General features: G+C 67.5%; 22 protein-coding genes and 4 tRNA genes. 18 read left to right on the forward strand and 8 right to left on the reverse strand.

Annotated features, from left to right (window positions below):
• The 8 genes from AC27IY_RS20035 to AC27IY_RS20070 all read left to right on the forward strand — a co-directional run bounded on the left by AC27IY_RS20035 (position 1) and on the right by AC27IY_RS20070 (position 6,402).
• Positions 1 to 732, forward strand: a complete 732-nt coding sequence (locus tag AC27IY_RS20035; RefSeq protein WP_487178819.1) for a GntR family transcriptional regulator — start codon at positions 1 to 3, stop codon at positions 730 to 732.
• A 127-nt stretch (positions 733 to 859) separates the two neighbouring features.
• Entirely contained in the window at positions 860 to 1,276 is a 417-nt protein-coding gene (locus AC27IY_RS20040; protein ID WP_487178820.1) for a plasmid replication, integration and excision activator, read from the forward strand.
• The gene (locus AC27IY_RS20045) at positions 1,273 to 1,572 is read left to right on the forward strand and encodes a hypothetical protein (RefSeq protein ID WP_487178821.1); all 300 of its coding nucleotides are present in this window, start codon (positions 1,273 to 1,275) and stop codon (positions 1,570 to 1,572) included. The genes AC27IY_RS20040 and AC27IY_RS20045 overlap by 4 nt, the downstream gene beginning before the upstream one ends.
• Positions 1,573 to 1,654: 82 nt before the next feature.
• Positions 1,655 to 3,073: an FtsK/SpoIIIE domain-containing protein gene (locus AC27IY_RS20050; protein ID WP_487178822.1), complete on the forward strand. Its 1,419-nt coding sequence runs from the start codon at positions 1,655 to 1,657 to the stop codon at positions 3,071 to 3,073.
• Positions 3,070 to 3,219 carry a hypothetical protein gene (locus AC27IY_RS20055; protein WP_487178823.1) on the forward strand — a complete coding sequence of 50 codons (150 nt, stop codon included), beginning with the start codon at positions 3,070 to 3,072 and terminating at the stop codon, positions 3,217 to 3,219. The genes AC27IY_RS20050 and AC27IY_RS20055 overlap by 4 nt, the downstream gene beginning before the upstream one ends.
• Positions 3,216 to 4,832 (forward strand): replication initiator, encoded by a 1,617-nt coding sequence (locus tag AC27IY_RS20060; protein ID WP_487178824.1) that lies wholly within the window; start codon positions 3,216 to 3,218, stop codon positions 4,830 to 4,832. Before AC27IY_RS20055 ends, AC27IY_RS20060 begins: the two co-directional genes overlap by 4 nt.
• Positions 4,829 to 5,020 (forward strand): helix-turn-helix transcriptional regulator, encoded by a 192-nt coding sequence (locus AC27IY_RS20065; protein ID WP_487178825.1) that lies wholly within the window; start codon positions 4,829 to 4,831, stop codon positions 5,018 to 5,020. Before AC27IY_RS20060 ends, AC27IY_RS20065 begins: the two co-directional genes overlap by 4 nt.
• On the forward strand, positions 5,017 to 6,402 hold the full coding sequence (locus tag AC27IY_RS20070; protein ID WP_487178826.1) for a tyrosine-type recombinase/integrase: 1,386 nt from the start codon (positions 5,017 to 5,019) through the stop codon (positions 6,400 to 6,402). Before AC27IY_RS20065 ends, AC27IY_RS20070 begins: the two co-directional genes overlap by 4 nt.
• A 237-nt stretch (positions 6,403 to 6,639) precedes the next feature.
• On the opposite strand, the gene AC27IY_RS20075 is transcribed toward AC27IY_RS20070, so the two are convergent.
• Both AC27IY_RS20075 and AC27IY_RS20080 read right to left on the reverse strand, forming a co-directional pair.
• Positions 6,640 to 6,715, reverse strand: a tRNA-Lys gene (locus AC27IY_RS20075).
• 64 nt (positions 6,716 to 6,779) lie between these two features.
• On the reverse strand, positions 6,780 to 7,934 hold the full coding sequence (locus AC27IY_RS20080) for an acyl-CoA dehydrogenase family protein (RefSeq protein ID WP_487178827.1): 1,155 nt from the start codon (positions 7,932 to 7,934) through the stop codon (positions 6,780 to 6,782).
• 110 nt (positions 7,935 to 8,044) lie between these two features.
• Between AC27IY_RS20080 and AC27IY_RS20085 the strand changes: the two genes are divergently transcribed.
• On the forward strand, positions 8,045 to 8,383 hold the full coding sequence (locus tag AC27IY_RS20085; protein ID WP_487178828.1) for a PspC domain-containing protein: 339 nt from the start codon (positions 8,045 to 8,047) through the stop codon (positions 8,381 to 8,383).
• Here AC27IY_RS20085 and AC27IY_RS20090 read toward each other — a convergent pair whose 3' ends face one another.
• On the reverse strand, positions 8,384 to 9,685 hold the full coding sequence (locus AC27IY_RS20090; RefSeq protein WP_487178829.1) for an MFS transporter: 1,302 nt from the start codon (positions 9,683 to 9,685) through the stop codon (positions 8,384 to 8,386).
• 134 nt (positions 9,686 to 9,819) lie between these two features.
• Positions 9,820 to 10,170, reverse strand: a complete 351-nt coding sequence (locus AC27IY_RS20095; RefSeq protein ID WP_423451718.1) for a metallopeptidase family protein — start codon at positions 10,168 to 10,170, stop codon at positions 9,820 to 9,822.
• A gap of 33 nt (positions 10,171 to 10,203) precedes the next feature.
• Between AC27IY_RS20095 and AC27IY_RS20100 the strand changes: the two genes are divergently transcribed.
• The 8 genes from AC27IY_RS20100 to AC27IY_RS20135 all read left to right on the forward strand — a co-directional run bounded on the left by AC27IY_RS20100 (position 10,204) and on the right by AC27IY_RS20135 (position 15,826).
• Positions 10,204 to 11,763: a metallophosphoesterase family protein gene (locus AC27IY_RS20100; RefSeq protein ID WP_487178830.1), complete on the forward strand. Its 1,560-nt coding sequence runs from the start codon at positions 10,204 to 10,206 to the stop codon at positions 11,761 to 11,763.
• A 2-nt stretch (positions 11,764 to 11,765) separates the two neighbouring features.
• A tRNA-Glu gene (locus AC27IY_RS20105) sits at positions 11,766 to 11,838 on the forward strand.
• A gap of 101 nt (positions 11,839 to 11,939) precedes the next feature.
• Positions 11,940 to 12,014 (forward strand) — tRNA-Asp (locus tag AC27IY_RS20110).
• Positions 12,015 to 12,019: 5 nt separating this feature from the next.
• Positions 12,020 to 12,096 (forward strand) — tRNA-Phe (locus AC27IY_RS20115).
• A 221-nt stretch (positions 12,097 to 12,317) separates the two neighbouring features.
• Positions 12,318 to 12,464 (forward strand): hypothetical protein, encoded by a 147-nt coding sequence (locus AC27IY_RS20120; protein ID WP_487178831.1) that lies wholly within the window; start codon positions 12,318 to 12,320, stop codon positions 12,462 to 12,464.
• A gap of 43 nt (positions 12,465 to 12,507) precedes the next feature.
• Positions 12,508 to 12,795 carry a hypothetical protein gene (locus AC27IY_RS20125; RefSeq protein ID WP_487178832.1) on the forward strand — a complete coding sequence of 96 codons (288 nt, stop codon included), beginning with the start codon at positions 12,508 to 12,510 and terminating at the stop codon, positions 12,793 to 12,795.
• A 38-nt stretch (positions 12,796 to 12,833) separates the two neighbouring features.
• Entirely contained in the window at positions 12,834 to 14,135 is a 1,302-nt protein-coding gene (locus tag AC27IY_RS20130) for a leucine-rich repeat domain-containing protein (RefSeq protein ID WP_487178833.1), read from the forward strand.
• Between the two features lie 449 nt (positions 14,136 to 14,584).
• A complete protein-coding gene (locus AC27IY_RS20135; protein ID WP_487178834.1) occupies positions 14,585 to 15,826 on the forward strand; it encodes an IS256 family transposase in 1,242 nt (413 codons plus the stop codon).
• 373 nt (positions 15,827 to 16,199) lie between these two features.
• Here the strand turns inward: AC27IY_RS20135 and AC27IY_RS20140 are convergent, their stop codons facing one another.
• Positions 16,200 to 17,150, reverse strand: coding sequence for an ankyrin repeat domain-containing protein (locus tag AC27IY_RS20140; RefSeq protein WP_487178835.1), 951 nt, complete (start codon positions 17,148 to 17,150; stop codon positions 16,200 to 16,202).
• A gap of 299 nt (positions 17,151 to 17,449) precedes the next feature.
• Positions 17,450 to 17,782, reverse strand: a complete 333-nt coding sequence (locus tag AC27IY_RS20145; protein ID WP_487178836.1) for a hypothetical protein — start codon at positions 17,780 to 17,782, stop codon at positions 17,450 to 17,452.
• A 619-nt stretch (positions 17,783 to 18,401) separates the two neighbouring features.
• Here AC27IY_RS20145 and AC27IY_RS20150 point away from each other — a divergent pair.
• Positions 18,402 to 18,878 (forward strand): hypothetical protein, encoded by a 477-nt coding sequence (locus AC27IY_RS20150; RefSeq protein ID WP_487178837.1) that lies wholly within the window; start codon positions 18,402 to 18,404, stop codon positions 18,876 to 18,878.
• Positions 18,879 to 19,079: 201 nt separating this feature from the next.
• Here the strand turns inward: AC27IY_RS20150 and AC27IY_RS20155 are convergent, their stop codons facing one another.
• A complete protein-coding gene (locus AC27IY_RS20155) occupies positions 19,080 to 20,342 on the reverse strand; it encodes an MFS transporter (RefSeq protein ID WP_487178838.1) in 1,263 nt (420 codons plus the stop codon).
• 98 nt (positions 20,343 to 20,440) lie between these two features.
• The gene (locus AC27IY_RS20160; protein WP_487178839.1) at positions 20,441 to 21,082 is read right to left on the reverse strand and encodes a M15 family metallopeptidase; all 642 of its coding nucleotides are present in this window, start codon (positions 21,080 to 21,082) and stop codon (positions 20,441 to 20,443) included.
• Between the last annotated feature and the right edge of the window lie 64 nt (positions 21,083 to 21,146).

Raw genomic sequence — 21,146 nt, forward strand, 5'->3', positions numbered from 1 at the left:
ATGTCCTTTGAGTACACGCCTCCGAAGTACGCGCAACTGATCGCGGAACTTGAGCGGCGCATCGACTCGGGCGAATATCCGCCCGGCTCCCCGCTGCCCAGTGAACATCAGCTCATGGCTGAGTTCGGGATGGCACGCCCGACCGTCGTGAAGGCCCTCGGCGTACTGCGCGATCAGGGCTGGATCGTCACCCATCAAGGCAAGGGCCGCTTCGTACGGGGCAGGCCGGCCATCCCCACCGGTCAGCAGGCCCGCGCCGGACGCGAACTCCTCGACCGCAAGGAAGCCCAGGTTTCCAGCCGCTTGCTGGTGAGCGGTGAGGTTGAGGTGCCGAACCGGATCGCGTCCTATCTGGGACTCAAGCCCGCGTCGCCGGTCATGCTGCGGCGCTCGCTCATCGAGCACGACAACGAGCCGACCGAGATCTCTTCCACTTGGCTGCCGGTCGCGGTGGCGCAGGGCACGGCCCTCGGTGAGCCGGAGGAGCTGAAACAGGGCATTCGGCGTTACGTCGAGAGTGCTGCTGGTACCGCGCTGGACCACATCATCGAGCACGTGACGGCGCGGAACCCGAGCAAGGAGGAATGCTCGCTCTTGGGCATCAAGAACTCGGCTGCGCTGCTGGCCGTGTACGCCGTGGCGTGCGACGCGACAGGCCGGCCGTGGGTCGTGGTGGAGTCTGTCCTTCCTGGTGACCGGCACGAATTGGAAGATGCCTACCCCATTCGGTAGCCGGAGTTCCAACTTCTTCGCGAAGCCCGCTTGGTGCACTTGACTGGCCAAGTGGGCTTCGTGCTTAATGGGCTTACAACTTGGCCAGTCAAGATGGCTGACCGCACAAGAAGAGGAGTAGACGCACATGGCAATCCAGGGACCCATCCCCGTGACGTTCGCCCAGGTCTTCCCGCACGGCTGCTACAGCGTCGGGGAGGTCGAGCCGGTCAAGGACTTCGAGGCTTCGACGAACGGCAGGTTCGTCCAGGCGCGGGACAAGCAGACGGGCGAACTCGTCTGGCAGATCCCCGTCATGGACGCGGACCCGTCGCTCAAGGCGGCTCAGAAGACCGTGGCCGTCAAGATCCTCAGTCCCACCCAGCCGGTCGCCCCGGCTCCCGTCGCGGGGCTGCCGTTCACGCCGGTCGAGTTCGACGGCATGACCGTCACGCCGTACGTCAACGGCTCCGGGCGGCTCGCCTACTCGATCAAGGCGCGGCAGATGCTCGCCCCGCGCACCAACGTCAAGTCCACCAACAGCAGCAAGGAGGTCGCAGCATGAACGACAGTCACAGCTACAGCTACACGGTCATCCGCGTCCGGCCCGACGAGGAGCCCCGCATCGGGGTCTCGATCTACCCCGACAGCTCGGCTCAGGTGACGTACTACCCGGCCGGCAAGGGCTCCCACGCCTTCATCGACATCGCCTTCGCCGCCACTCACGTGAGCATCGGCACGACGAGGGACGCCGAGGTCACGGCCGAACGCGTCACCTTCGCCCGCCAGTTGGCCGACGCGGCGGCGGCCTACCTCGCCGACTGCGAGCGCCTGCACGCCGAACCACAGGCGGCGGCCTGACAAGAAAGCGGGGCCGCTGGAACTGGTCCTTCCGGCGGCCCCTCATCTCCCCTGACGCGAATCACGAGAGGTTTCCAGCCTAATGTTCAAGCGGCTTCCCGGAGACGAGGCGCGCAACCTCGTCTCCACCACCCCGGACACGGCCGTCGTCTTCCGGCCGACCGTCGTCCGCACACCCGCCATCGTCACCCTGGTCATCTACCTCTACCGGTTCCTCGTCGCCCTGGTCCGGACGATCTGGCGGCATCCGGTAGCCGTCAGCGTGCCCGCTGTCCTCGGGTTCGCCTGGTACCAGTACGGCTGGCCGCTCGCCGCCTCCCTGCTGGGCACGACCGTGCTCAGCCTGGCGGCCTGGGCGTCCATCGACCGGCAATCCTTCGCCCGCCTCGTCGGCTGGCGACTGCTCGCCTGGTGGCGGCTCATGTCGGTCTACCACCGTCACTGGCAGTCCGTCATGGACGTCTCCGGCCTCGTCAAGCGCATCAACGGGCGCGTCTACCTGCCCCGGCTGATACGCGTCCAGTGCGACGGCTGGGCCGACCGGATCACCGTACGCATGCTGCGCGGCCAGGCGGTCAAGGACTGGTCCGACCGCATCGACAACCTCGCCCACGGCTTCGGCGCCACTTCCTGCCGCGTGGCGCTGATCAAGGGCGGCAGACTGCTGCTCATCTTCCCGCGCCGCGACCCCTTGGCCAGGCCGATCCCCGCGCTCCCCGTCCCGTTGGAGCCGACCGTGGGACCGGTCGAGATCGGCAAGCAGGAGGACGGCCGACCGCTCCGGCTCAAGGTCCACGGCACGCACGTGCTGATCGCGGGCGCGACCGGGGCCGGCAAAGGCTCGTTCCTGTGGGACACCATCCGCGGCTTGCTCCCCGCGATGCGGGCGGGCTTGGCCGAGGTGTGGGCGCTCGATCCGAAGCTCATGGAGCTGTCCTTCGGGCGTGAACTGTTCCAAGGCCGCTACGCCGCCGATCCGGCTGACTGCGCCGATCTGCTCGACGAGGCCGTTTCCGTCATGCAGAAGCGGGCCGCTCGCTTCGCTGGCCTTCAGCGCTCCCATGTCCCGACCATCGAGGACCCGTTCGTCCTGGTGCTCGTCGACGAGGTGGCGTTCCTGACCGCCTACCAACCCGACAAGCAACTCCGGCAGCGCATCTCCGCCGCGCTGGCCACGCTCGCCACCCAAGGCCGCTCGGTCGGTGTCGGCGTCATGGCCGCCCTCCAGGACCCCCGCAAGGAGGTCATGAACATCCGCAACCTGTTCCCCGACAAGATCGCTCTCCGCCTCGACGAGTCCGAACAGGTGGACATGGTCCTCGGCGACGGTGCACGCGACCGGGGAGCCCTGGCCGATCACATCTCACCCATTCCCGAGCAAGGGGCCGGTGTCGCGTACATGCGCTTGGAGACCTCACCAGAACCGATCCGGGTCCGTGCCGCCTACGTCTCCGATGCCGATATCCGCGCCATGGTCGCCCAGTTCGGGGCGGCCGCATGAGGCACCTTCTCGACGAGCTGCGCTGCGCCTTCTGCGGCTCGCTCAACTCCCTCTGGCTCGACCTGATCCGCGCCCTGGCGGAGTGCTCCGAGTGCGGCCAGACCGCCCTCATTCCCACCGACACCGACGAAGGGAGGTCCCCATGACCCATGCGCACGACCGCGCCCTGCCCCGCGCCGTCCGGCTGGCAATGCCGCTGGCCCGCGATGTCGTCGAAGAGGTCGCCAAGCTCCACGGCGTGTGCATCCGGCCCGTCCCGCTCAAGCGCCTCGACACCCACACCGGCCAGTGGGAGATCATCGACGTCCCGTGCGGCTCGCCGATGGACAGCAAGTGCCCGCCGTGTGCCAAGCGCAACAAGCAGCTCCGCAAGGCCCAATGCCGCGAGGGCTGGCACCTGGAAGAGGAACCCGCCATCACGCCGGACGAGCCGAACGAGGAACAGCGCTGGCTCGTGGAGTTCCGCGCCGATGCCCAGGCCAAGCGCGACGCCGCTGAAAAGGCCGGCGACGACACCACCGACCTGGACGCCCTCATCGAGGGCCTGGACGAGGAGATCAACGCGGCGGGCATGCGCGGCAACGTGCTCGGCCGTACGACCGTCAAGCGTTCCCGCTCCACCCGGCGACGGCAGGACGCGCCGGACCTGCCCAAGCGCAAGATGGCCCACACCACGTTGGGCCGCACCTTCCAGGCTCCGGACGGCAAGACCTACCGGCCCTCGCTGTTCGTCACGCTCACCCTGCCTTCCTACGGCAAGGTCCGTGACGGCGTACCGGTCGATCCCGACACCTACGACTACACGCGGGCGGCCCGTGACGCGCTGCACTTCTCCAAGCTCGTCGATCGGTTCGTGCAGAACCTGCGCCGCGTGGCGGGCTTCGATGTGCAGTACTTCGCGACCGTGGAGCCGCAGAAGCGCCTTGCCCCGCACCTGCACATGGCCATCCGTGGAACGCTCCCACGAGCGGAGATCAAGCAGATCGCGGCGGCCACCTACCACCAGGTCTGGTGGCCGTCCGTCGATCGCGTGGCCTTCGAGGGCGAGCACCTGCCGGTCTGGCAGGACGGGGCCGGCTACCTCGACCCCGACACCGGAGAGGTCCTGCCCACCTGGGACGAAGCCCTCGACGACCTGGACGCCGACGAGGACGCCGAACCTCTGCACGTGATCCGCTTCGGCGACCAGGTGGACGTCAAAGGCGTGCTCGCGGGCACCCAGGACGCCGACCAGTGCATCCGCTACCTGTCGAAGTACCTGACCAAGAGCCTCGGTGACGGGCTGGACAGCCAGACCCAGCAGGAGCACGTGGCCCGCTTCGTCGATGCCCTTCGTTACGAGCCCTGCTCCCCGGCTTGCCCGAACTGGCTCCGCTACGGCATCCAGCCCAAGCATGCCAAGGCCGGGATGGCTCCGGGCCGCTGCCGCTCCAAGGCGCACAAGCCCGAACACCTCGGCTACGCGGGCCGCCGAGTCCTGGTCTCTCGCAAGTGGAGCAACAAGACCCTCGCCGAGCACAAGCAGGACCGCCGCACCTGGGTCCTGGAAGCCCTTGGTCAGACCGACCAGCCCATCGACCCACACCGCTACGTCTGGAAGCCGATCCCGGCCGGAGACGCCAACGTGGCTCCCCTCGCCGTCCGGCTCCTCCGATCCGTCCGCGAACGTCAACGCTGGCGCGCTCACATGGCCGAACTCCAGGCCAGGGCAGACGGTCAAGATCTTTCGGCAACCGAGCGCACGGGGAGGGCCGCATGACCAAGCGGGACGAACTGCTGACCGTGGCTCAAGTCCTCGACGAACTCGGCGGCGTCTCTCGTCGCACCTTCTACCGCTGGCGGGAGATCGGCCGGGCGCCCGAGGGCATTCGCCTGCCCAACGGCGAACTCCGCATCTACCGCAGCGACCTCAACGCCTGGCTCGAATCCCTCCGGAGCACCGCATGAGCACTTCGTACAAGGTCAAGTTCTGGGAGATCAGGACCAACACCAGAGCGGTGGGGGAGGGGAAGAAGGCCCGCACCGTCTCGCACACCGTCCGCTGGACCGTGGGTGCTCGGGAGAGGTCCTTGACGTTCAAGACCAAGGGCCTGGCGGAGAGCTTCCTGTCCGACCTGCGCCAGGCTGCCAAAAAGGGGGAGGCGTTCGATGAGGAAAGCGGCCTGCCGCTCTCCAAGATCAAGACCAAGGACGCCCGCACCTGGTACTCCTTCGCGGTGGCGTACGTGCAATCCTTCTGGCCGCACGCGGCGGCCAAGTCCCGTGAGGGCATGACGGACACCCTCGCGTATGTGACGCCGGTCCTGACCAGTGATCTGCCTGGCCGCCCTGGCGACGAGATCATTCGGCAAGCGCTGCTGACGTACTCCTTCCTGCCTGAAGGCCGACGTCCCGTTCCGACACCGGAGATCGCTCAGGCTGTGCGGTGGCTGGAGAAGGCGTCCCTGCCGCTGAAGGCGCTGGAGGAGGCCAAGCACACACGTGCCGTGCTGGAGCGCTTGTCGCTGCGCCTGGACGGCAAGCCGGCGGCCACCTCGACCTACCGGCGTAAGCGGGCGGTCTTCCATCACGTCTTGGAGTACGCCGTCGAACTGGAGGAACTGTCCGCCAACCCGCTGCACAAGGTCAAGTTCCGCAAGGCCAAGGTCAGCGGTGAAGTGGACCGGCGTGCGGTGGTGAATCCGCAGCAGGCTCGCGCGCTGCTGGTCGCCGTCAGCTATGTAGGCAAGAGCAGGGGGCCGATGCTGGCGGCGATGTTCGCGTGCATGTACTTCGGCGGGGTACGTCCTGGTGAGGCTTCGAGCCTGCGTAAAAAGGACTGTCACCTCCCGGACCAGGGATGGGGCCTGCTCGCGCTGGAGAAGACCCGACCAGAGAGCAACAGGCGCTACACCGACTCCGGCGAGAGCCACGATGAGCGCGGACTGAAGCATCGGGACGAGAAGGCAATACGCCTGGTGCCGATTCCGCCCGAGCTGGTGGAGATTCTGCGCGGCCACATCGACCGGTTCGGGGTGTCCAAGGACGGTCGGCTGTTCAGAACCGGGACGGGCAAGCCCTTCCCCGGCTCGACCGTCTCGAAGGTCTGGCGCGAAGCACGTACGTACGCGCTGACTCCTGACCAGGTGGCCTCACCGCTGGCGGCTCGTCCCTACGATCTTCGACACGCGGCCGTGTCGCTCTGGCTCAATGCGGGGGTCCACGCTCCTGAGGCGGCCGAACGGGCGGGGCATGGTGTCGATGTGCTCCTGCGTGTCTATGCCAAGTGCATCGACGGTCAACGCGAGGTCGCGAACCAGCGCATCCTGGTCGCGCTCAACGCCGCATGACAAGCACCACCATGAAAGGACCCCGGGACGTCTCGGGGTCCTTCGTCGTTGTCGCGGAACGGCTCGGCGAAAGTTCCCGGATTGCCGCCGTGACCTGGGGAAACGCGCCAAGATCCATTCCGTGTATATTCCGGGAAGGGTGGCATCCGGCGGCTTCCAGCGGCCTGCGGCTGCCCACGAGGCTCCGGCCTTGCAGCGGCGAAGCCCCAGGTCAGCGGCGTGATCTGAGGTGGAGGATGGTAGGGCGCCCGGGGCTCGAACCCGGAACCTACGGATTAAAAGTCCGCAGCTCTGCCAATTGAGCTAACGCCCCTAGCAACAGCAAGGGTACAGAGACTACCGCCCCGCCCGCGACGCCCACAGCACCGGTCAAACCGTCACCGGTAGGCGGCCAGGCCGGTGAGCGCCTCACCGAGCACCAGCGTGTGGATCTCCTGCGTACCCTCGTACGTCAGCACACTCTCCAGGTTGTTCATGTGCCTGATCACAGGGTACTCCAGCGTGATCCCGTTGCCGCCCAGGATCGAGCGGGCCTGGCGGGCGATGTCGAGGGCGGCCCGTACGTTCGCCAGCTTGCCGAAGCTGATCTGCCGGTGCTCCAGGGTGCCGGCGTCCTTGAGCTGACCGAGGTGGAGGGCGGTGAGCTGGGCCTGGGCGAGGCCGACGTACATCCAGGCGAGTTTCTCCTGGGTGAGCTGGAACGCCCCGATCGGCTTGTCGAACTGGACGCGCGTCTTCGCGTACTCGACGGCGGACTCCAGGCAGGCGCGGGCGGCGCCGACGACGCCCCACACGATGCCGAAGCGGGCCTCGGACAGGCACGACAGCGGCCCCTTGAGCCCGGTGACGCCGGGCAGGGCGGCGGAGGCGGGCAGGCGCAGGTCGTCGAAGTACAGGGACGAGGTGACGGACGCCCTCAGGGACATCTTCCTGTGGATCTCAGGAGCGGAGAAGCCGGGCGTGGAGGTCGGGACGACGAAGCCGCGTACGCCCTCGTCCGTCTGCGCCCAGACGACCGCCACGTCGGCGATGGACCCGTTGGTGATCCACATCTTGGAGCCGTTGAGTATCCAGTCCGAGCCGTCCTTCTTGGCATATGTCCGCATGTTGGCCGGATCGGACCCGTGGTCCGGCTCGGTGAGCCCGAAGCAGCCGATCGCCTCACCGGCGGACATCCGGGGCAGCCACTCCTCTTTCTGCTCGTCGGAGCCGTACCGCCAGATGGGGAACATCGCCAGCGATCCCTGGACGGATACGAACGAACGCAGCCCCGAGTCGCCCGCCTCCAGCTCCCGGCAGGCCACGCCGTAGGAGACGGCGTCGGTGCCGGCGCAGCCGTACCCCTGCAGGTGCATGCCGAGCAGCCCGAGCGCGCCGAGCTCGGGCGCGAGCTCGCGCGCGGGGAAGGTGGCCTCCTCGAACCAGTCGCCCACGTGCGGCAGCACCCGGTCGGCGACGAACGACCTGACCGTGTCGCGGATGAGCCGCTGGTCGGCGTCGAGCCGCTCGTCGAGCCGGAGCAGGTCGTCCATGGCGGTCGTCCCTTCCTCGGTGTGGCCTCATACGGGCATAGGGGGCTACCAGGGTTCTACCAGGGACAAACCTGATGTGCTAACACCACCCCCACGGGCAGTCTTGAGACATGAGCGAATACCACGGATACGGCACCGAATCGCCCCAGAACCAGAGCCAGAACACTCACGTCAAGAAGCTCCACAGGACGGACCGGGGCAGGATCGTCGCCGGCGTCTGCTCCGGCATCGGCGAGTACGTGGGCATCGACCCCAACCTCATCAGGATCGCCCTGGCGGTCGTGACGCTGTTCGGCGGCCTCGGCGTCGGCGTCTACGCGATCGGCTGGCTCCTCATCCCGGACGAGAAGAGCGACACCTCCGTCCTGCAGAACATCATCGACAAGCAGCAGAGCCGCAACCGCGGCACGACCGACTGGACCGGCGAGCACAAGCCGCCGCAGCAGTGATCAGGCGGGGGCCTCGGCGGACAGGCGGGCGGCCCGGTCGCCCCGGGACTCGGTCCACAGCAGGGCCAGTACGGCCGCGCAGATCACCCCGGCGACGCCGGACAGCGCGACCACCGGCTCGGGACCGAGTCTCTCCGCCGCGTACCCGCCGACGAGAATCCCCGCTCCCTGGACGGCCATGAGCCCGGAGTGCACGATCCCGAACGCCTGGGCGCGACGTTCGGCGGGTACGGCCTGGACGAAGGCGGCATTGGCCGCGAGCTGGTAGGCGCCGCCGATCCCTGACAGGACCCACGCCGCCAGCACGACGACGAGCGGGGGACGCAGCGCGGTCACGATCAGGGGCGCGCAGCTCAGCAGCGCCAGCCATCCCATCAGCCGCAACCGCCGCGCGGGCGTGACGAACCTGCTGAACAGGAACGCGCCGATCACCGTGCCGGTCGGCATGGCGGCCATCAGCAGCCCGGTGATGACGGGCGCCGGCAGCGGGCCGTCCACGGCCAGCCGGGTCGCGTAGGGCGCAGCGATCCCCTCGGGCAGCACGTAAAAGCCGCACAACCAGGCGAACAGCACGAGCGTGCGCAGGTCTCGCGTACCGAAGACGAGCCGCGCGCCGGCCCGGGTCATCGTCCACATGGACGGTTTGGGGCCGTCGTCGGCGCACGGGGCCGGGCGGCGGCGTACGCCGGAGGCCAGGATCAGCGCCGAGCCGAGGAACGTCGCGGCGTCGAGAGCGAGCGCCCGGTAGGGCCCCATGGTGGCGATCAGCGCTCCGCCCACGGCGAAGCCGAGCATCTGGACCGCCTGGTTGGTCATGTTCTGGAGGGCGGAGCCGATGACGTACGTGTCGCCGTCGAGCACCTCGGGCAGCAGCGCCGCCCGCGCGGCCGAGAACGGCGCGCTCAGCAGCACGACCAGGAACACCAGCGCGCACAACGCCCAGAACGGCATGAACGGCAGCGCCATGGCCGCCACCAGCGCGAACCGGATGAGGTCGCAGGCCAGCATCACCCCGCGGCGGACGAACCGGTCGGCCAGCCCGGCCAGCAGCGGCCCGCCGACGATCGAGGGCAGGTAGGTGAGGGCGTAGACCGCGGCCGTGGCCAGCGCCGACTGGGTGCGGTGGTAGACCAGCACGGCGAGCGCCACCTGCGCGAGCTGGTCGCCGAGCAGCGAAAGGCCCTGGGCGTACCACAGGGCCCGGAACTCCCTGATGGCGATGACTTCCCGGTAAGTGGCTCGTTGTCCTTCCGTGCCGGCCTCGCCCCGTCGATGACGTCCTGGCGGCCGCCGCGCCCGCATGGCCCCCATTGGACTCCGCTGTGCCTGACTCTCGATGCGCTCTCGAAGCTTGCTTTGCGTGCTCGCTACGTCACCTAAGGTGCCCGATCATCATGGCAAGCCGCAACCCAAAGAAGCCAACCAAAAGCAAAGGGTTACCAACCCAGCTCGTGCAGCCGTTCGTCGGAGATGCCGAAGTGGTGACCGATCTCGTGGACGACGGTGATGCGTACTTCGTCGACGACGTCTTCTTCCGTCTGGCAAATCTCACATATCGGGTTGCGGTAGATCTCGATCTGGTCGGGCAAGACACCTGAGTACCAGTCGCCACGTTCGGTGAGGGGGACACCGGTGTACAGGCCGAGCAGGTGGGGCTCCGGCGGATCATCGACGACGACCACGACGACGTTGCTCATCGCGGCCGCGAGCTCGCCGGGGATCGTGTCCAAAGCCTCGGCCACGAGCTCCTCGAACTTCTCCCGCGACACCTCGATCACCCTTGCCATTCTGCCCCGCCTGTCAGCTAAGCAAGAAACGGCATGAAGTTCGTTCACATCGCAAACGTCGTCATCCGCTCACGAGCCGCCCGCGTGGCCGGCGTCCTCGCCGTGGCCGCGGTCGGGGCGTGGCTGGGCATCTTCCTCAGCGGCTCCGTACGCGCCGAGGTCGGCCCCGTCGAGACCGCGATGTCGCTCCGGCCGGCCTGGCACGGCGAGACCGTGGTGGACGCGAGCCCCCTGGGGACGCTCACGTTCCGCACCCACGACGCCCCCCTGCGCCTGCGCATCACGCTGGAGAACATCGACCAGGAACGTGCCAAGGCCTTCATCGAGGACCCGCGCCTCGCCGAGCGGCTGCCCCAGGTGATCGAGGAGGACCTCCTGGACGGCGTACGGGCCCTCGCCGTCCGCTCGCTGCTCTGCGCGGGCGCGGGAGCGCTGGCGGCGTCCCTGCTGGTCTTCAGGCGCCCGCGCGTGGCCCTCACGGGCCTTCTGGCGGCCTCCGTGGCCCTCGCGGGCACGGGGGTGCTCGCCGTCGTGACCTTCCGCCCCAACTCGCTCGTGGAGCCGCGCTACTCGGGGCTGGTCGCCGCCGCGCCGTCGCTGGTGGGCAGCGCCGAGTCGATCGTGACGCGGTTCGAGTCGTACCGGTCGCAGCTCACCAAACTCGTCACGAACGTCTCGAAGCTCTACGACACGGTCTCGACCCTCCCGCTGTACGACGCCGACCCCAAATCCATCCGGGTGCTGCACATCTCCGACATCCACATCAACCCCATCGCCTGGAACGTCATCCGCTCGCTCAAGGACCAGTTCAAGGTCGACCTGATCGTGGACACCGGGGACATCTCCGACCACGGCACCAAGGCCGAGAACAAGTTCGTGGACGAGGTCGCCCGGCTCGGCGTCCCGTACGTGTACGTCAGGGGCAACCACGACTCCATGACCACCCAGAAGGCCGTCGAACGGCAGAAGAACGCGATCGTCCTCGACGACCAGGCGCGCAAGGTCGCCGGCCTGACCATCTACGGCCTCGGCGACCCCCGCTTCACGCCGGACAAGTCGGTCAGCGTGGACTCCGACCCGGACGCGCTCAAGCAGTTCGGCCGCGCGCACCTGGGCAAGGTCGGCAAGGCGGACCTGATCGCCGTACACGACCCGGTCATCGGCGAGGGCTTCTCGGGGGCCGCCCCCATGATCCTCGCCGGCCACACCCACGAACGCCGCACCACGATGCTCCCCACCGGCACCCGCATGCTGACCCAGGGCTCCACCGGCGGCGCCGGCCTCCGCGCACTCGAACACGCCCAACCCACCCCCGTCCAGGCGTCCGTCCTGTACTTCGACAAGGAGACCCGCCGCCTCCGGGCCTGGGACGACGTCACGCTCGGCGGGCTGGGGGAGCAGTCGGTGTACATCCAGCGTCACGTGGAGCCCGACCCACAACGTATGATTTCCCCGGAGCCCACGAACGCCCCGTCGCCAACGGGATCGGTCACCGGCTCCGCGTCACCCGACGCCGGACCGCCACTTTGGCATCAGGGGCCATCGTCCCCTATGCTTCAGAGGTCTCCGACGGAAGGCGACAGGGAAACCTAACGGCCCCCATCGTCTAGCGGCCTAGGACACCGCCCTTTCAAGGCGGCGGCACGGGTTCGAATCCCGTTGGGGGCACGCGAGCGCCTAGCGCACGAGCAAAACGGCCGGTCTAAGACCACCGAAGAGCTGGTAAGCTAAGCGAGCGCAAACAGCAAGAAACGCCGAAAGGCAAGCAAGGTCCTGTAGAGCAGTTTGGAGTGCTCGCCACCCTGTCAAGGTGGAGGTCGCGGGTTCAAGTCCCGTCAGGACCGCTCTGGGTCAGGTAGCTCAGTTGGTACGAGCGTCCGCCTGAAAAGCGGAAGGTCGGCAGTTCGACCCTGCCCCTGACCACCAGCTTCAACCAGCAAAAACGCCCCGAAGCGATGATCGCTCCGGGGCTTTCTGCATTTGATACGGCAACCTACAGGCGCGTGAAGACCCTTAAAAGTCCCTTTCTACCCTTGACCCTGTGATCGGGTCCGAGCCTGACCGCCCCCGCCGGCAGCAGATCGCCGACGTCCTTTCGCACACGCATCAGCAGTGGCGAATACCCGCCAAAGTACCTCGTTTCCTAAGTGCGGCTGGTTCGGAAGTCCGGCGTCGCCCGCGACACCATCCGCAAGGCGATCCGCCAGCTTCGCGAGAAGGATCTGCTCTACAAGGTGCCCAGCCTGGGCAACTTCGTCGGCTCGTCCAGCAACGCCAAATCCGGCGAGAGCTGAGAGGCGTACCACCGAAAGACGCACGGCAGGCACCCTCGCACCCATGAGTTCGGGGAGTTTTTGCCGCCCGGGAGCCGGCAGTCGCGAGGCGGCTCAGCCGGCCCGTCGGGCGCCGCGCGGCCTGCTGCGCAACGCCTGGACGAACATCGCCTACGCCCCGGCCACCGGCGCCTGCAACATGTGCGGCTGGCCCGCGATCACCGTTCCTGTGGCCACCCACTTCACGGCGCTGCCGATCGGCAGTCCAGATCGTCACCTCGCCCGACGCGAGCCGCACCTCCTGGGCCTGGCCGCCCATCCGCCGCTCAGACCGCCCGGTTTCTCGTTCTGACCCGGAAGCGTCGGCCCCGCCCCCTATCGTTTCCGGGCATGACCCAGCCACCCGATGTGACCGCCCTGCGCGCCCAATTACCGAACGCGTCCCCGGCCAAGGCATGGACGGCCGTCCGGCAACTCGTGCTGCGCTCGCGCAACGCCCAGGCGCTCGACCTGGCCGCCGACTACGCCGAGATCGCGCAGCGGACCTCGGACGACCTGCTCAATCTCTGGCACCGAGCGCTCGATCCCGATGGCTTCGCCGAGCGCGTGCTCGCCCCTGCCTTCATCGCCGAGGGCCGCACGGAGCTGAGACTGAGCAGGCGCGACTCCCTCGCTGGGCTGCGCCATCTGACCATGCTCGACACCCTCGCCCTGGCGGAGTGCAAGAAGCTGACAGACCTGTCCGAGGTGGCCGCACTGACCGGGCTGCGCGAGCTGGAGCTGCACGAGCTGGAGCTGCACGACTGCGGAAACGTCTGCGACCTCAAACCGCTGTCCGCGCTCGCCGGGCTGACGAACCTCCGCATCGCCCGCTGCCGCAGGGTGGCCGACCTCTCCCCGCTGTTCGCGCTGCGCCACCTGCGCCGGCTCGACTTGACCTACTGCGGGTCCGTCACCGACGTCAGCGGACTGTCGGGGCTGCCCGTACTGACCGAGCTGAACCTTTCGTACCTCGGCATCACCAGCCTGACAGGGCTGCGCGACCTTCACTCCGTCACCAAGCTGACTTTGGACTGCCCCAGCCTCATCGACCTCGACGGCATCGCCGCCATGCCCGCACTCGAGACGCTCGGGCTCTACGGCTGCACCGGTCTGAAGAGCCTGGGCGGCCTCGGCCACCACCCCCGGCTGACGGCCCTCGGCCTGCCACACGCCCCGCTGCCCGACCTGCGCCCGCTGTCACGGCTGCCCGCGCTGACTTCGGTGACCATCCAGAGTCACCAGCGGCTCGCCTCGCTCGACGGGCTCGAGGGCCATCCATCGCTGGCGAGAGTCTCCCTGGTCTACGCGACCAACCTGCGCGACTTTTCCGCGCTCGCCTGTATGCCCGCCCTGCGTGAGGTGACCGTCCAGGGCTTGAACCAGCTCACCGACCTCACCCCGTTCTCCGGGCTGCACCATCTGGAGGAGCTCCGCCTGGTCTACGTCGACAACCTGCGCACCCTCGGCGAAAGCGAGCTCGACCTGCCCGCCCTGCGTACGCTGGACCTCGGCTCCTGCCGCCAGCTGCGCGATCTGGGTCAGGTCGGGGCCCTCCCGTCGCTCCAGAAGGTCCGGGTGCACGACTGTCCCGCGCTGCCGCACGGGCTCATCCTCAAGCTGAAGGCCCGGGGCCTGCTCGTGTCGAGCTGAGGTCCCTCGGAAACTGTCGTCTTGGCCCCCCGCGTGGTACGGCGATCAGCCATACCTGCCGTTCAGAGCGACGTGATGATCCATCAGCCGTCTGCCCTGCCCTCGTAATGAAGTGTTCGGCTGAGGCCGCGACGATCGCCGACTTCGGCACCGTCCATCCGGGCCGGGGCGATCGGGTACCGGTGAATCCGGGACGGCAACGCTGACGGCAACGTCGGCCACCAAGCTCACCTGTGGGGCACCACAGACGGCCGACTGACTTGTGGTAGCAGTTGGGAAGCAGGGCGATTGCTACACCTGAAAAGCGGAAGGTCGGCAGTTCGACCCGGTTGCGTCCACGGAAGTGGTATACGAGTTCGGCCTGGTCACAGGCGTGGCGTCGTGAAATGAAGACGGCCATCGCGTGATCCTTCGAGTAGCAAGATCAAGATTCGAAGGAGAACCAGGCGATGGCCGTAGATCCCAGTGTGACGCCCGAGCAGTGGCTGGCGAAGCAGATCGAGACCACCGACCCGGATCTGTTGCGATCCATGGTGAAGACCATGGCCGAGTCGTTGATGTCGGCCGAGGCCGCCAGCTTGTGCGGGGCGGGCTACGGCGAGCGCAGTAGCGAGCGGACCAACCGGCGTAACGGCTACCGCACCCGCGAGTGGGACACCCGCGCAGGATCAATCGAGCTGGCCATTCCCAAGCTGCGCGAAGGCTCGTACTTCCCCGACTGGCTGCTGGAACGCCGGCGGCGGGCCGAGCAGGCACTGATCAGCGTGATCGCGACCAGCTACCTGCTGGGGGTCTCAACCCGGCGGGTGGACAAGCTGGTCGAGCAGCTGGGCATCAAGCACATCTCCAAGAGCCAGGTCTCACAGATGGCCAAGGTGCTCGATGAACAGGTCGAAGCCTTCCGCACCCGCGCGTTGGACGCCGGCCCCTACACCTTCGTCTGGCTGGACGCGCTGACCCAGAAGGTGCGCGAGGGCGGCCGCATCATCAACGTCCACGTCCTGGTGGCCACCGGCGTCAACGCCGACGGCCGGCGCGAGATCCTCGGCCTGGACGTCACCAGCGCCGAGGACGGCGCGGGCTGGCTGGCCTTCCTGCGCGGACTGGTCGCCCGTGGCTTGTCCGGCGTGCAGTTGGTCATCTCCGACTGCCACGCCGGTCTCGTGGCCGCGATCGGCGCCACCTTGGCGGGCGCCGCCTGGCAGCGCTGCCGCAGCCACTACCTGCGAAATTTGCTGACGGTGGTCCCTCGCTCCGCGCAGCCGTTCGTGGCAACCCTGGTGCGCACCATCTTCGACCAGCCCGACGCCACCTCGGTGCGCGCCCAGCACGCCTGGGTGGTGCAAACGCTCGAGGCCAAACACCCGGCCGCGGCCGAGCATCTGGACGCCGCCCGCGAAGACCTGATCGCCTTCGCCGCTTTCCCTCGCGAGATCTGGCCGCAGATCTGGTCGAATAACCCGCAAGAGCGGCTGAACAAGGAGATCCGCCGCCGCACCGACGTGGTGGGCATCTTTCCCGACCGGCCCGCGATCATCCGGCTGGTCGGGGCCGTGCTGGCCGAGCAGACCGACGAATGGGTCGAAGCCCGCCGCTACATGGGGCTGGACATCCTCGCCAAGGCCCGGATTCGCGTAGTTGCCGGCGACACGCCAGCCCAGAACCCACTCCCGCAGACACTTACCGCTTAACCTGCAGAAACAGGATCACGCGAAGATCGATTCATACACCACGTCCGTGGACGTGACCGTTCGACCCTGCCCCTGACCACCAGCCTTGAACAGCAAGAATGCCCCGTAGCGATCATCGCTTCGGGGTTTTTCTGTCTCTCCTGACGGCAACGCCGTCGTACGGTTCCGTACTTGTCGTGGTCGAAGGCAAGATGATCGGGCATGCCGAGCACAACCGTCAGGTGAGAATCGGGATGGTTGGACACAAAGGCGTCCCGGAGTGAGGACCCCGGGACACTAGGAGAACGGGCGTGCTCCAAGACCAGTGACCGGCATTCACAGGCGTAGGTCAGGACCCGAACTCAACCCGGACGCCGCTCGACCGAGAGGCTTATCAGACCTGATCGGGCAGGCGCAGCCAGGTATCAGGTGCGGTGATCGGCTGGGCGCTTGTCAGCCGCAGGCCTGCGCCAGCGCAGCAGAACGCTACAGGGTGGTGGCGGTAGAGGTGGGCAGCGAGGATTTCGTCGGCCACGGCGTCAGGGGAAATCATGTAGGCGCTGTCCGGCTCCCAGGCTACGACGGCGCCGTCTCGGGCGATGTGCCCGAAGATGCCGCCCTTGGGATTGGAGTACATGCTGTAGCAGACCGTGCCTGGTGAGACGCGCTTGACGACGCCGGGCGTGGACGGGGTGTAACCCCAGGGTTGGCTGATGACGCAGCCGCCGGGCACGTCCGTGATGCCGACGATCACTTCGGCATCCGAGATGTTCCACCAGGCCTCGTAAAGAACGTCGATGTCCACGTCGTCAGCAGGTGCTGCTTCCAGGCGCGCTGTTGCCTCGGCCGCGCTGACATCGGCCACGCAGGCCAGGCTCAGGCCGCCGTAATAGAAGTCTCCCAGCGCGGGGATCAGACGTGCGGCCTCCACTGCTGCGGCGGCTTCGGCCTCGGATAAACCGATCTCCGGGTGTGGGGCGGGGAAGAGGTCGGGTGTGGGGCCGGCCAGGCTGAGCCGGCCGGGGGACCAGCCGTCCATCATGGGGCGCCACGGGTCCGCTCCAGCGGCGAGAAGGACTCGGGCGTTGTCCACGCGGCCTTCGAAGACGGCCATCCAAAGCGCGGTACGGCCTCTATGTTCGGCGTCGACATCGTCGACCCGCATGGCCAGCTCTGCGACCACTTCAGGCGATCCCTGCTCGGCCGCGATGTGTAGCGGCTTGTCGAAGACGAGCACGCCGGAGTTGGGGTCAGCGCCTGCGGCGAGCCGGTCACGGATGAGGTCGAGGTCTGACCACCCGTCATGGCTGACGATCCACCATCCGACGTCATCTGTAGCAGCCATGACGCTCCTTGGACAAGCAGGGACATGTGCGTCACTGATCATGACCTACAGAGCCGACATCTCGGTCGGCACTGGGCATGGCGGTATCTGTGACGGCAACGTCGGCCTTCAAGTCCACACGAAGAGCACTGCGAAAGACTGGCTGGCTCCTAGTGAGGGCTGGGGACTACGGTGATTGCTACACCTGAAAGCGGAAGGTCGGCAGTTCGACCCTGCCCCTGATCACCAGCCTTGAACAGCCAAAACGCCCCGAAGCGAATGTCGCTCCGGGGTGTTGTTGTTCTGACGACAGTGGCCGCTTAGTGAGCTGTTCCGAGCAACGCCTCAATAATTACCTCTTTCCTGGGGCTGGGCGCCTCGTTGAGGCAGCGGCGAACAACGTTGGCGCGCCCATGCCGGGTCAGCACATATGCGAAGTCAGTCGAACGCACAACATCGAAGTGCTCGGGAAGAAGGCCGCACTTGAGATCATCAAGGTCGCACCGGATTGCCTCCATCAGGTTCCGGCTCACCCTGACACGAGTCACCTCAGGGTGATCATCCCGATATGCCGTCATCAGCTCTTCCAGAGTTACCAGAACGAGGCCGTAGCTGACGTTGTGCGCTTGCTCGGCGATGTCCGAAAGTCCCATCACTGCCTCCTCGACTAGGGGTTTGCTTGGTTGCAGTGTTCCTGGATAGGGCGCCGGCTATTGGTGCGAGACGAAGGAGGCATGGAGCCGAACAAGAGAGCGCCCCAAAGAGTCAAACTCTGGGGCGCTCTTGATGAAGAGGCGTCAGATGAGTGCATCTCCGAACTTGCCGAGCGCCTTGCGCTTCTCGTTGAGAGGCGTGGGCATAGATCTTCATCCTGACCTCGATGCTGGAGCGACCGACGATCTCTCGCACGATATGAGGTGGTATGCCCACATCGAGCAGGAAGCTCACGCAAGTGAGTCAGAGGTCGTGAAGACGAACCTGTCCAAGCCCGGGTGCGTTCCGCATTTCGCCCCGGCTACGCCGTAGGGTGTCCGGCTCCATGGGCGTGCCACGGCATGAGGGAAGACGAGCCGACAGTCCCGGCGGAGCGGACCGGGGCGAGCCGACCGATCCGATCACCGGCCAGTGGTCTCCAAGCGAGTCGCAAACGCGCTGCTCCACGCTGACACCATGCCTTCCCGTACGAATGGTCGCCACCCCTTGCGTATGCGTTCCTCCAGCCGGCGCGGAACTCCGCGCGGGAAGTCGGGGCGTAACGCCTCGGAGGAGTCGATGTTCACCAGGGTCGTCCTGGCCCTCGCCGCGACGGCGGCGGCGGTGGGATGGACCCTGACGGCCACCGTTCCCGCGGTGGTCGACATCAGGTTGGCGACCGGCCTCACCGGCGCTCCCGGAACTCTGACCGTCCTGGAGTGCCACGACGGGGGCTCCAGCAGGCGCAGCAGGCAGGTCTGCACGGGGAGCTTCGTGTACGACGCCACGGGCGAGAAGGCGGCGATCCGCGCCTTCTCGTGGGCCGATCCCGGCCATGTCTATCCCGCCCAGATCACCAACGGGGGCGATCGAGCCGGGGTCCGGGGGACGCAGGGAGCCCTGGCAGCGCTCGTCGACCCCTCCATCGGCCTGATCTTGATCATCGCGGTGGGGGTGGCCCTGGAACTTCGGGCCTTCCGCCTGGCCAACGCGGCAGTGATCGGCGCGGTGGCACTCGTGGGGATCGCGGTCGGCACCATAGCGCAGTCAGTATGAGGTTTCGACGCGACGAACCGAGGTCTCGACGCGTCCGGGCAGGCCGATGATGTGCAGGTAGACCACGGCGAGCGGTCACGGTGTTCGGCGTGCCACATCCGCCCGACCACGGGCGTGGACCACGGTGAGGCGTCCGCGCGCAGGTAGTGCCTCGCTGAGTGCCGACGGCAGCCCGGACGGCGACGTCGGCCGCCAAGACGGTCAGCTCGTCGTCGCCATCTTGACGTCCTGCTCGATCTCGTGCCGGGACGTGCGCAGCGGCGAGAGCCACATCACGACCGGACCGATCAGCATCCCGGCCGAGAACACCAGGAGCGTGGCGCGCATGCCGATGCCGGCTCCCAGGGCTCCGGCGAGGATCGCGCCGATCGGAGTGGCCGCCCAGGTGAGCCAGCGGGAGGTGGCCGCCAGGCGGCCCTGCATGTCCTGGGGGGTCAGGAGCTGACGGAGGCTGCGCTGGGTGCTCTGGAAGATGAGCGTGATGATGATCATCATGGTCCAGGAGAAGCCGACGATGAGCTGCCCGGCCAGACCCGGGTCGACCAGGCCGATCGTTGCGGTGGACAGCGGATAGGCGGTGGCGGCTCCAAGGAGCACGCGTGGCATGCCGTAGCGGTCGGTGAGTGGCTTCGCGATCACGCCGGCCGCCAGGCCGCCCGCCATGCTCAGCCCGAGGACCAAGCCCGTGACCAGGCTGGACCAGCCGAGCTCACGTACCACGTAGTTGATCTCAAGTGCTGCGAAACCGGCCAGGCAGAAGCTGACCGTGGCCATGTAGAGAACGAGTGGGCCGATGACGCGGTGGCGGGTGACATAACGCAAGCCCTCGGCGATCTGGGTGCGCAGCTTGGGGGTCTTCTCCGCCTTCTCCGGCTTGGGCTCCGGGGAGCGGATCAGCGCGAGCGTGAGCGCGGCCGCCAGGTAGGAGAGCGCGTCGGCGAGCACCGCCTTGGCCGGGCCGAACAGGGAGATCAGCACGCCGCCGACCGGCTGGCCCGCCATGCCCGCGACCGTGATCGTGCTGGTGAGCTTGGCGTTGCCCTCCATCAGGTTGTCCGGACCGAGCAGGGTGAGGGGGTAGGTCTGGTAAGCGGGGGTGAAGAACACCTCGCAGGTCGCGACCACCAGGGCGACGCCGTACAACTGCCACAGAGTGAGCGAGCCCGCGGCGGCGGCCAGCGGGATCGTCGCCATCGCACAACCGGAGACCAGGAACGTAGTGATCATCACGGGACGTTTGCGCCACCGGTCGCTCAGCGCTCCGGCGGGCAGCGAGGCGAACAGTACGGGCAGGCGGCGCGCGGCGGTCAGCAGACCGAGGTCAAGTGGTGAGGCGTTCAGTACGAGCCCGGCGACCAGCGGTAAGGCCAGGTAGGAGATCTCGTTGCCGAGGGAGCTGGTTGTCTGGCCGCTCCATAAGAGCAGGAAATCCCGATGACGCCACAGCGATACCGTTTTCGACATCCGCGAGATTGTGCCATGCGCCGGGAGCGGGAGTGGCCCGACGCATGGCACGCGGGCCGCGGCGGCCGAGCTGATGCGTCTCCCCGGTCCCTGGAAGATCAGAGGAGGTCCGGTGTCACCGGGCCGTAGCGGGCGGCTGAGGCTCCGGTGATGTGGGCCCAGTAGCGGTCGCCGTAGGACCAGTGCCACCACTCGCTGGGGTAGTTGACCAGTCCGACTCTGGTCAGCACGTCGCCGAGGGTGCGGCGGTGTTCGCGGGCCTCGGGGGAGATCGCCGTGCTGGCGGTGTGGCAGGTGTCGGTGTCGGTGTCGTTGACCTCCGTCCCGAGCCAGAGCTCCGCGCCGTCCGGTCCGCACAGGGTCAGGTCGACGGCGGCGCCGGCCACGTGCGGGGCGACCTCCGGTGGGGAGATGTAGCGGCTGGCCCGCTGGTGGTACCACTTGTCGTCGTGACCCGGGTAGGCGATCCGGAGCCGGTCGACGTGGGCGTCGAAGTACTTGGTCTGCAGGTTCACCGGGCGGAAGCCCTCGACGATCAGGAAGCGCAACCCGGGCTGCAGCAGGGTCTGCGCGGTGACCAGGCGATCCACCACGCCGAGGCGAAGCCGGGCGTAGAAGCCATCCGCGTCGGCCAGGCGGGGGTCGAGGCGCAGGGCCTGGACGGTACGGAGGTCGAGGAGTGCTTCGCCGGACTCTTCCAGCGGCATCCGGCTGATCGCGGGGTCGGAGAGCAGGATCATGTCGTGTCCTTACCGGGTCTGGATGGCGTGACGGGCCGCCCGGCTGAGGTCCGGGCGGCCCGTC

Source organism: Nonomuraea sp. B208, from assembly GCF_057536035.1.

Excerpts from the sequence above, each read along its gene's own strand:
- AC27IY_RS20035 (WP_487178819.1), top strand. The coding sequence starts at position 1 with ATGTCCTTTGAGTACACGCCTCCGAAGTACGCGCAACTGATCGCGGAA.
- AC27IY_RS20040 (WP_487178820.1), top strand. The coding sequence starts at position 860 with ATGGCAATCCAGGGACCCATCCCCGTGACGTTCGCCCAGGTCTTCCCG.
- AC27IY_RS20045 (WP_487178821.1), top strand. The coding sequence starts at position 1,273 with ATGAACGACAGTCACAGCTACAGCTACACGGTCATCCGCGTCCGGCCC.
- AC27IY_RS20050 (WP_487178822.1), top strand. The coding sequence starts at position 1,655 with ATGTTCAAGCGGCTTCCCGGAGACGAGGCGCGCAACCTCGTCTCCACC.
- AC27IY_RS20055 (WP_487178823.1), top strand. The coding sequence starts at position 3,070 with ATGAGGCACCTTCTCGACGAGCTGCGCTGCGCCTTCTGCGGCTCGCTC.
- AC27IY_RS20060 (WP_487178824.1), top strand. The coding sequence starts at position 3,216 with ATGACCCATGCGCACGACCGCGCCCTGCCCCGCGCCGTCCGGCTGGCA.
- AC27IY_RS20065 (WP_487178825.1), top strand. The coding sequence starts at position 4,829 with ATGACCAAGCGGGACGAACTGCTGACCGTGGCTCAAGTCCTCGACGAA.
- AC27IY_RS20070 (WP_487178826.1), top strand. The coding sequence starts at position 5,017 with ATGAGCACTTCGTACAAGGTCAAGTTCTGGGAGATCAGGACCAACACC.
- AC27IY_RS20080 (WP_487178827.1), bottom strand. The coding sequence starts at position 7,934 with ATGGACGACCTGCTCCGGCTCGACGAGCGGCTCGACGCCGACCAGCGG.
- AC27IY_RS20085 (WP_487178828.1), top strand. The coding sequence starts at position 8,045 with ATGAGCGAATACCACGGATACGGCACCGAATCGCCCCAGAACCAGAGC.
- AC27IY_RS20090 (WP_487178829.1), bottom strand. The coding sequence starts at position 9,685 with ATGCGGGCGCGGCGGCCGCCAGGACGTCATCGACGGGGCGAGGCCGGC.
- AC27IY_RS20095 (WP_423451718.1), bottom strand. The coding sequence starts at position 10,170 with ATGGCAAGGGTGATCGAGGTGTCGCGGGAGAAGTTCGAGGAGCTCGTG.
- AC27IY_RS20100 (WP_487178830.1), top strand. The coding sequence starts at position 10,204 with ATGAAGTTCGTTCACATCGCAAACGTCGTCATCCGCTCACGAGCCGCC.
- AC27IY_RS20125 (WP_487178832.1), top strand. The coding sequence starts at position 12,508 with ATGAGTTCGGGGAGTTTTTGCCGCCCGGGAGCCGGCAGTCGCGAGGCG.
- AC27IY_RS20130 (WP_487178833.1), top strand. The coding sequence starts at position 12,834 with ATGACCCAGCCACCCGATGTGACCGCCCTGCGCGCCCAATTACCGAAC.
- AC27IY_RS20135 (WP_487178834.1), top strand. The coding sequence starts at position 14,585 with ATGGCCGTAGATCCCAGTGTGACGCCCGAGCAGTGGCTGGCGAAGCAG.
- AC27IY_RS20140 (WP_487178835.1), bottom strand. The coding sequence starts at position 17,150 with ATGGCTGCTACAGATGACGTCGGATGGTGGATCGTCAGCCATGACGGG.
- AC27IY_RS20145 (WP_487178836.1), bottom strand. The coding sequence starts at position 17,782 with ATGGGACTTTCGGACATCGCCGAGCAAGCGCACAACGTCAGCTACGGC.
- AC27IY_RS20150 (WP_487178837.1), top strand. The coding sequence starts at position 18,402 with ATGTTCACCAGGGTCGTCCTGGCCCTCGCCGCGACGGCGGCGGCGGTG.
- AC27IY_RS20155 (WP_487178838.1), bottom strand. The coding sequence starts at position 20,342 with ATGTCGAAAACGGTATCGCTGTGGCGTCATCGGGATTTCCTGCTCTTA.
- AC27IY_RS20160 (WP_487178839.1), bottom strand. The coding sequence starts at position 21,082 with ATGATCCTGCTCTCCGACCCCGCGATCAGCCGGATGCCGCTGGAAGAG.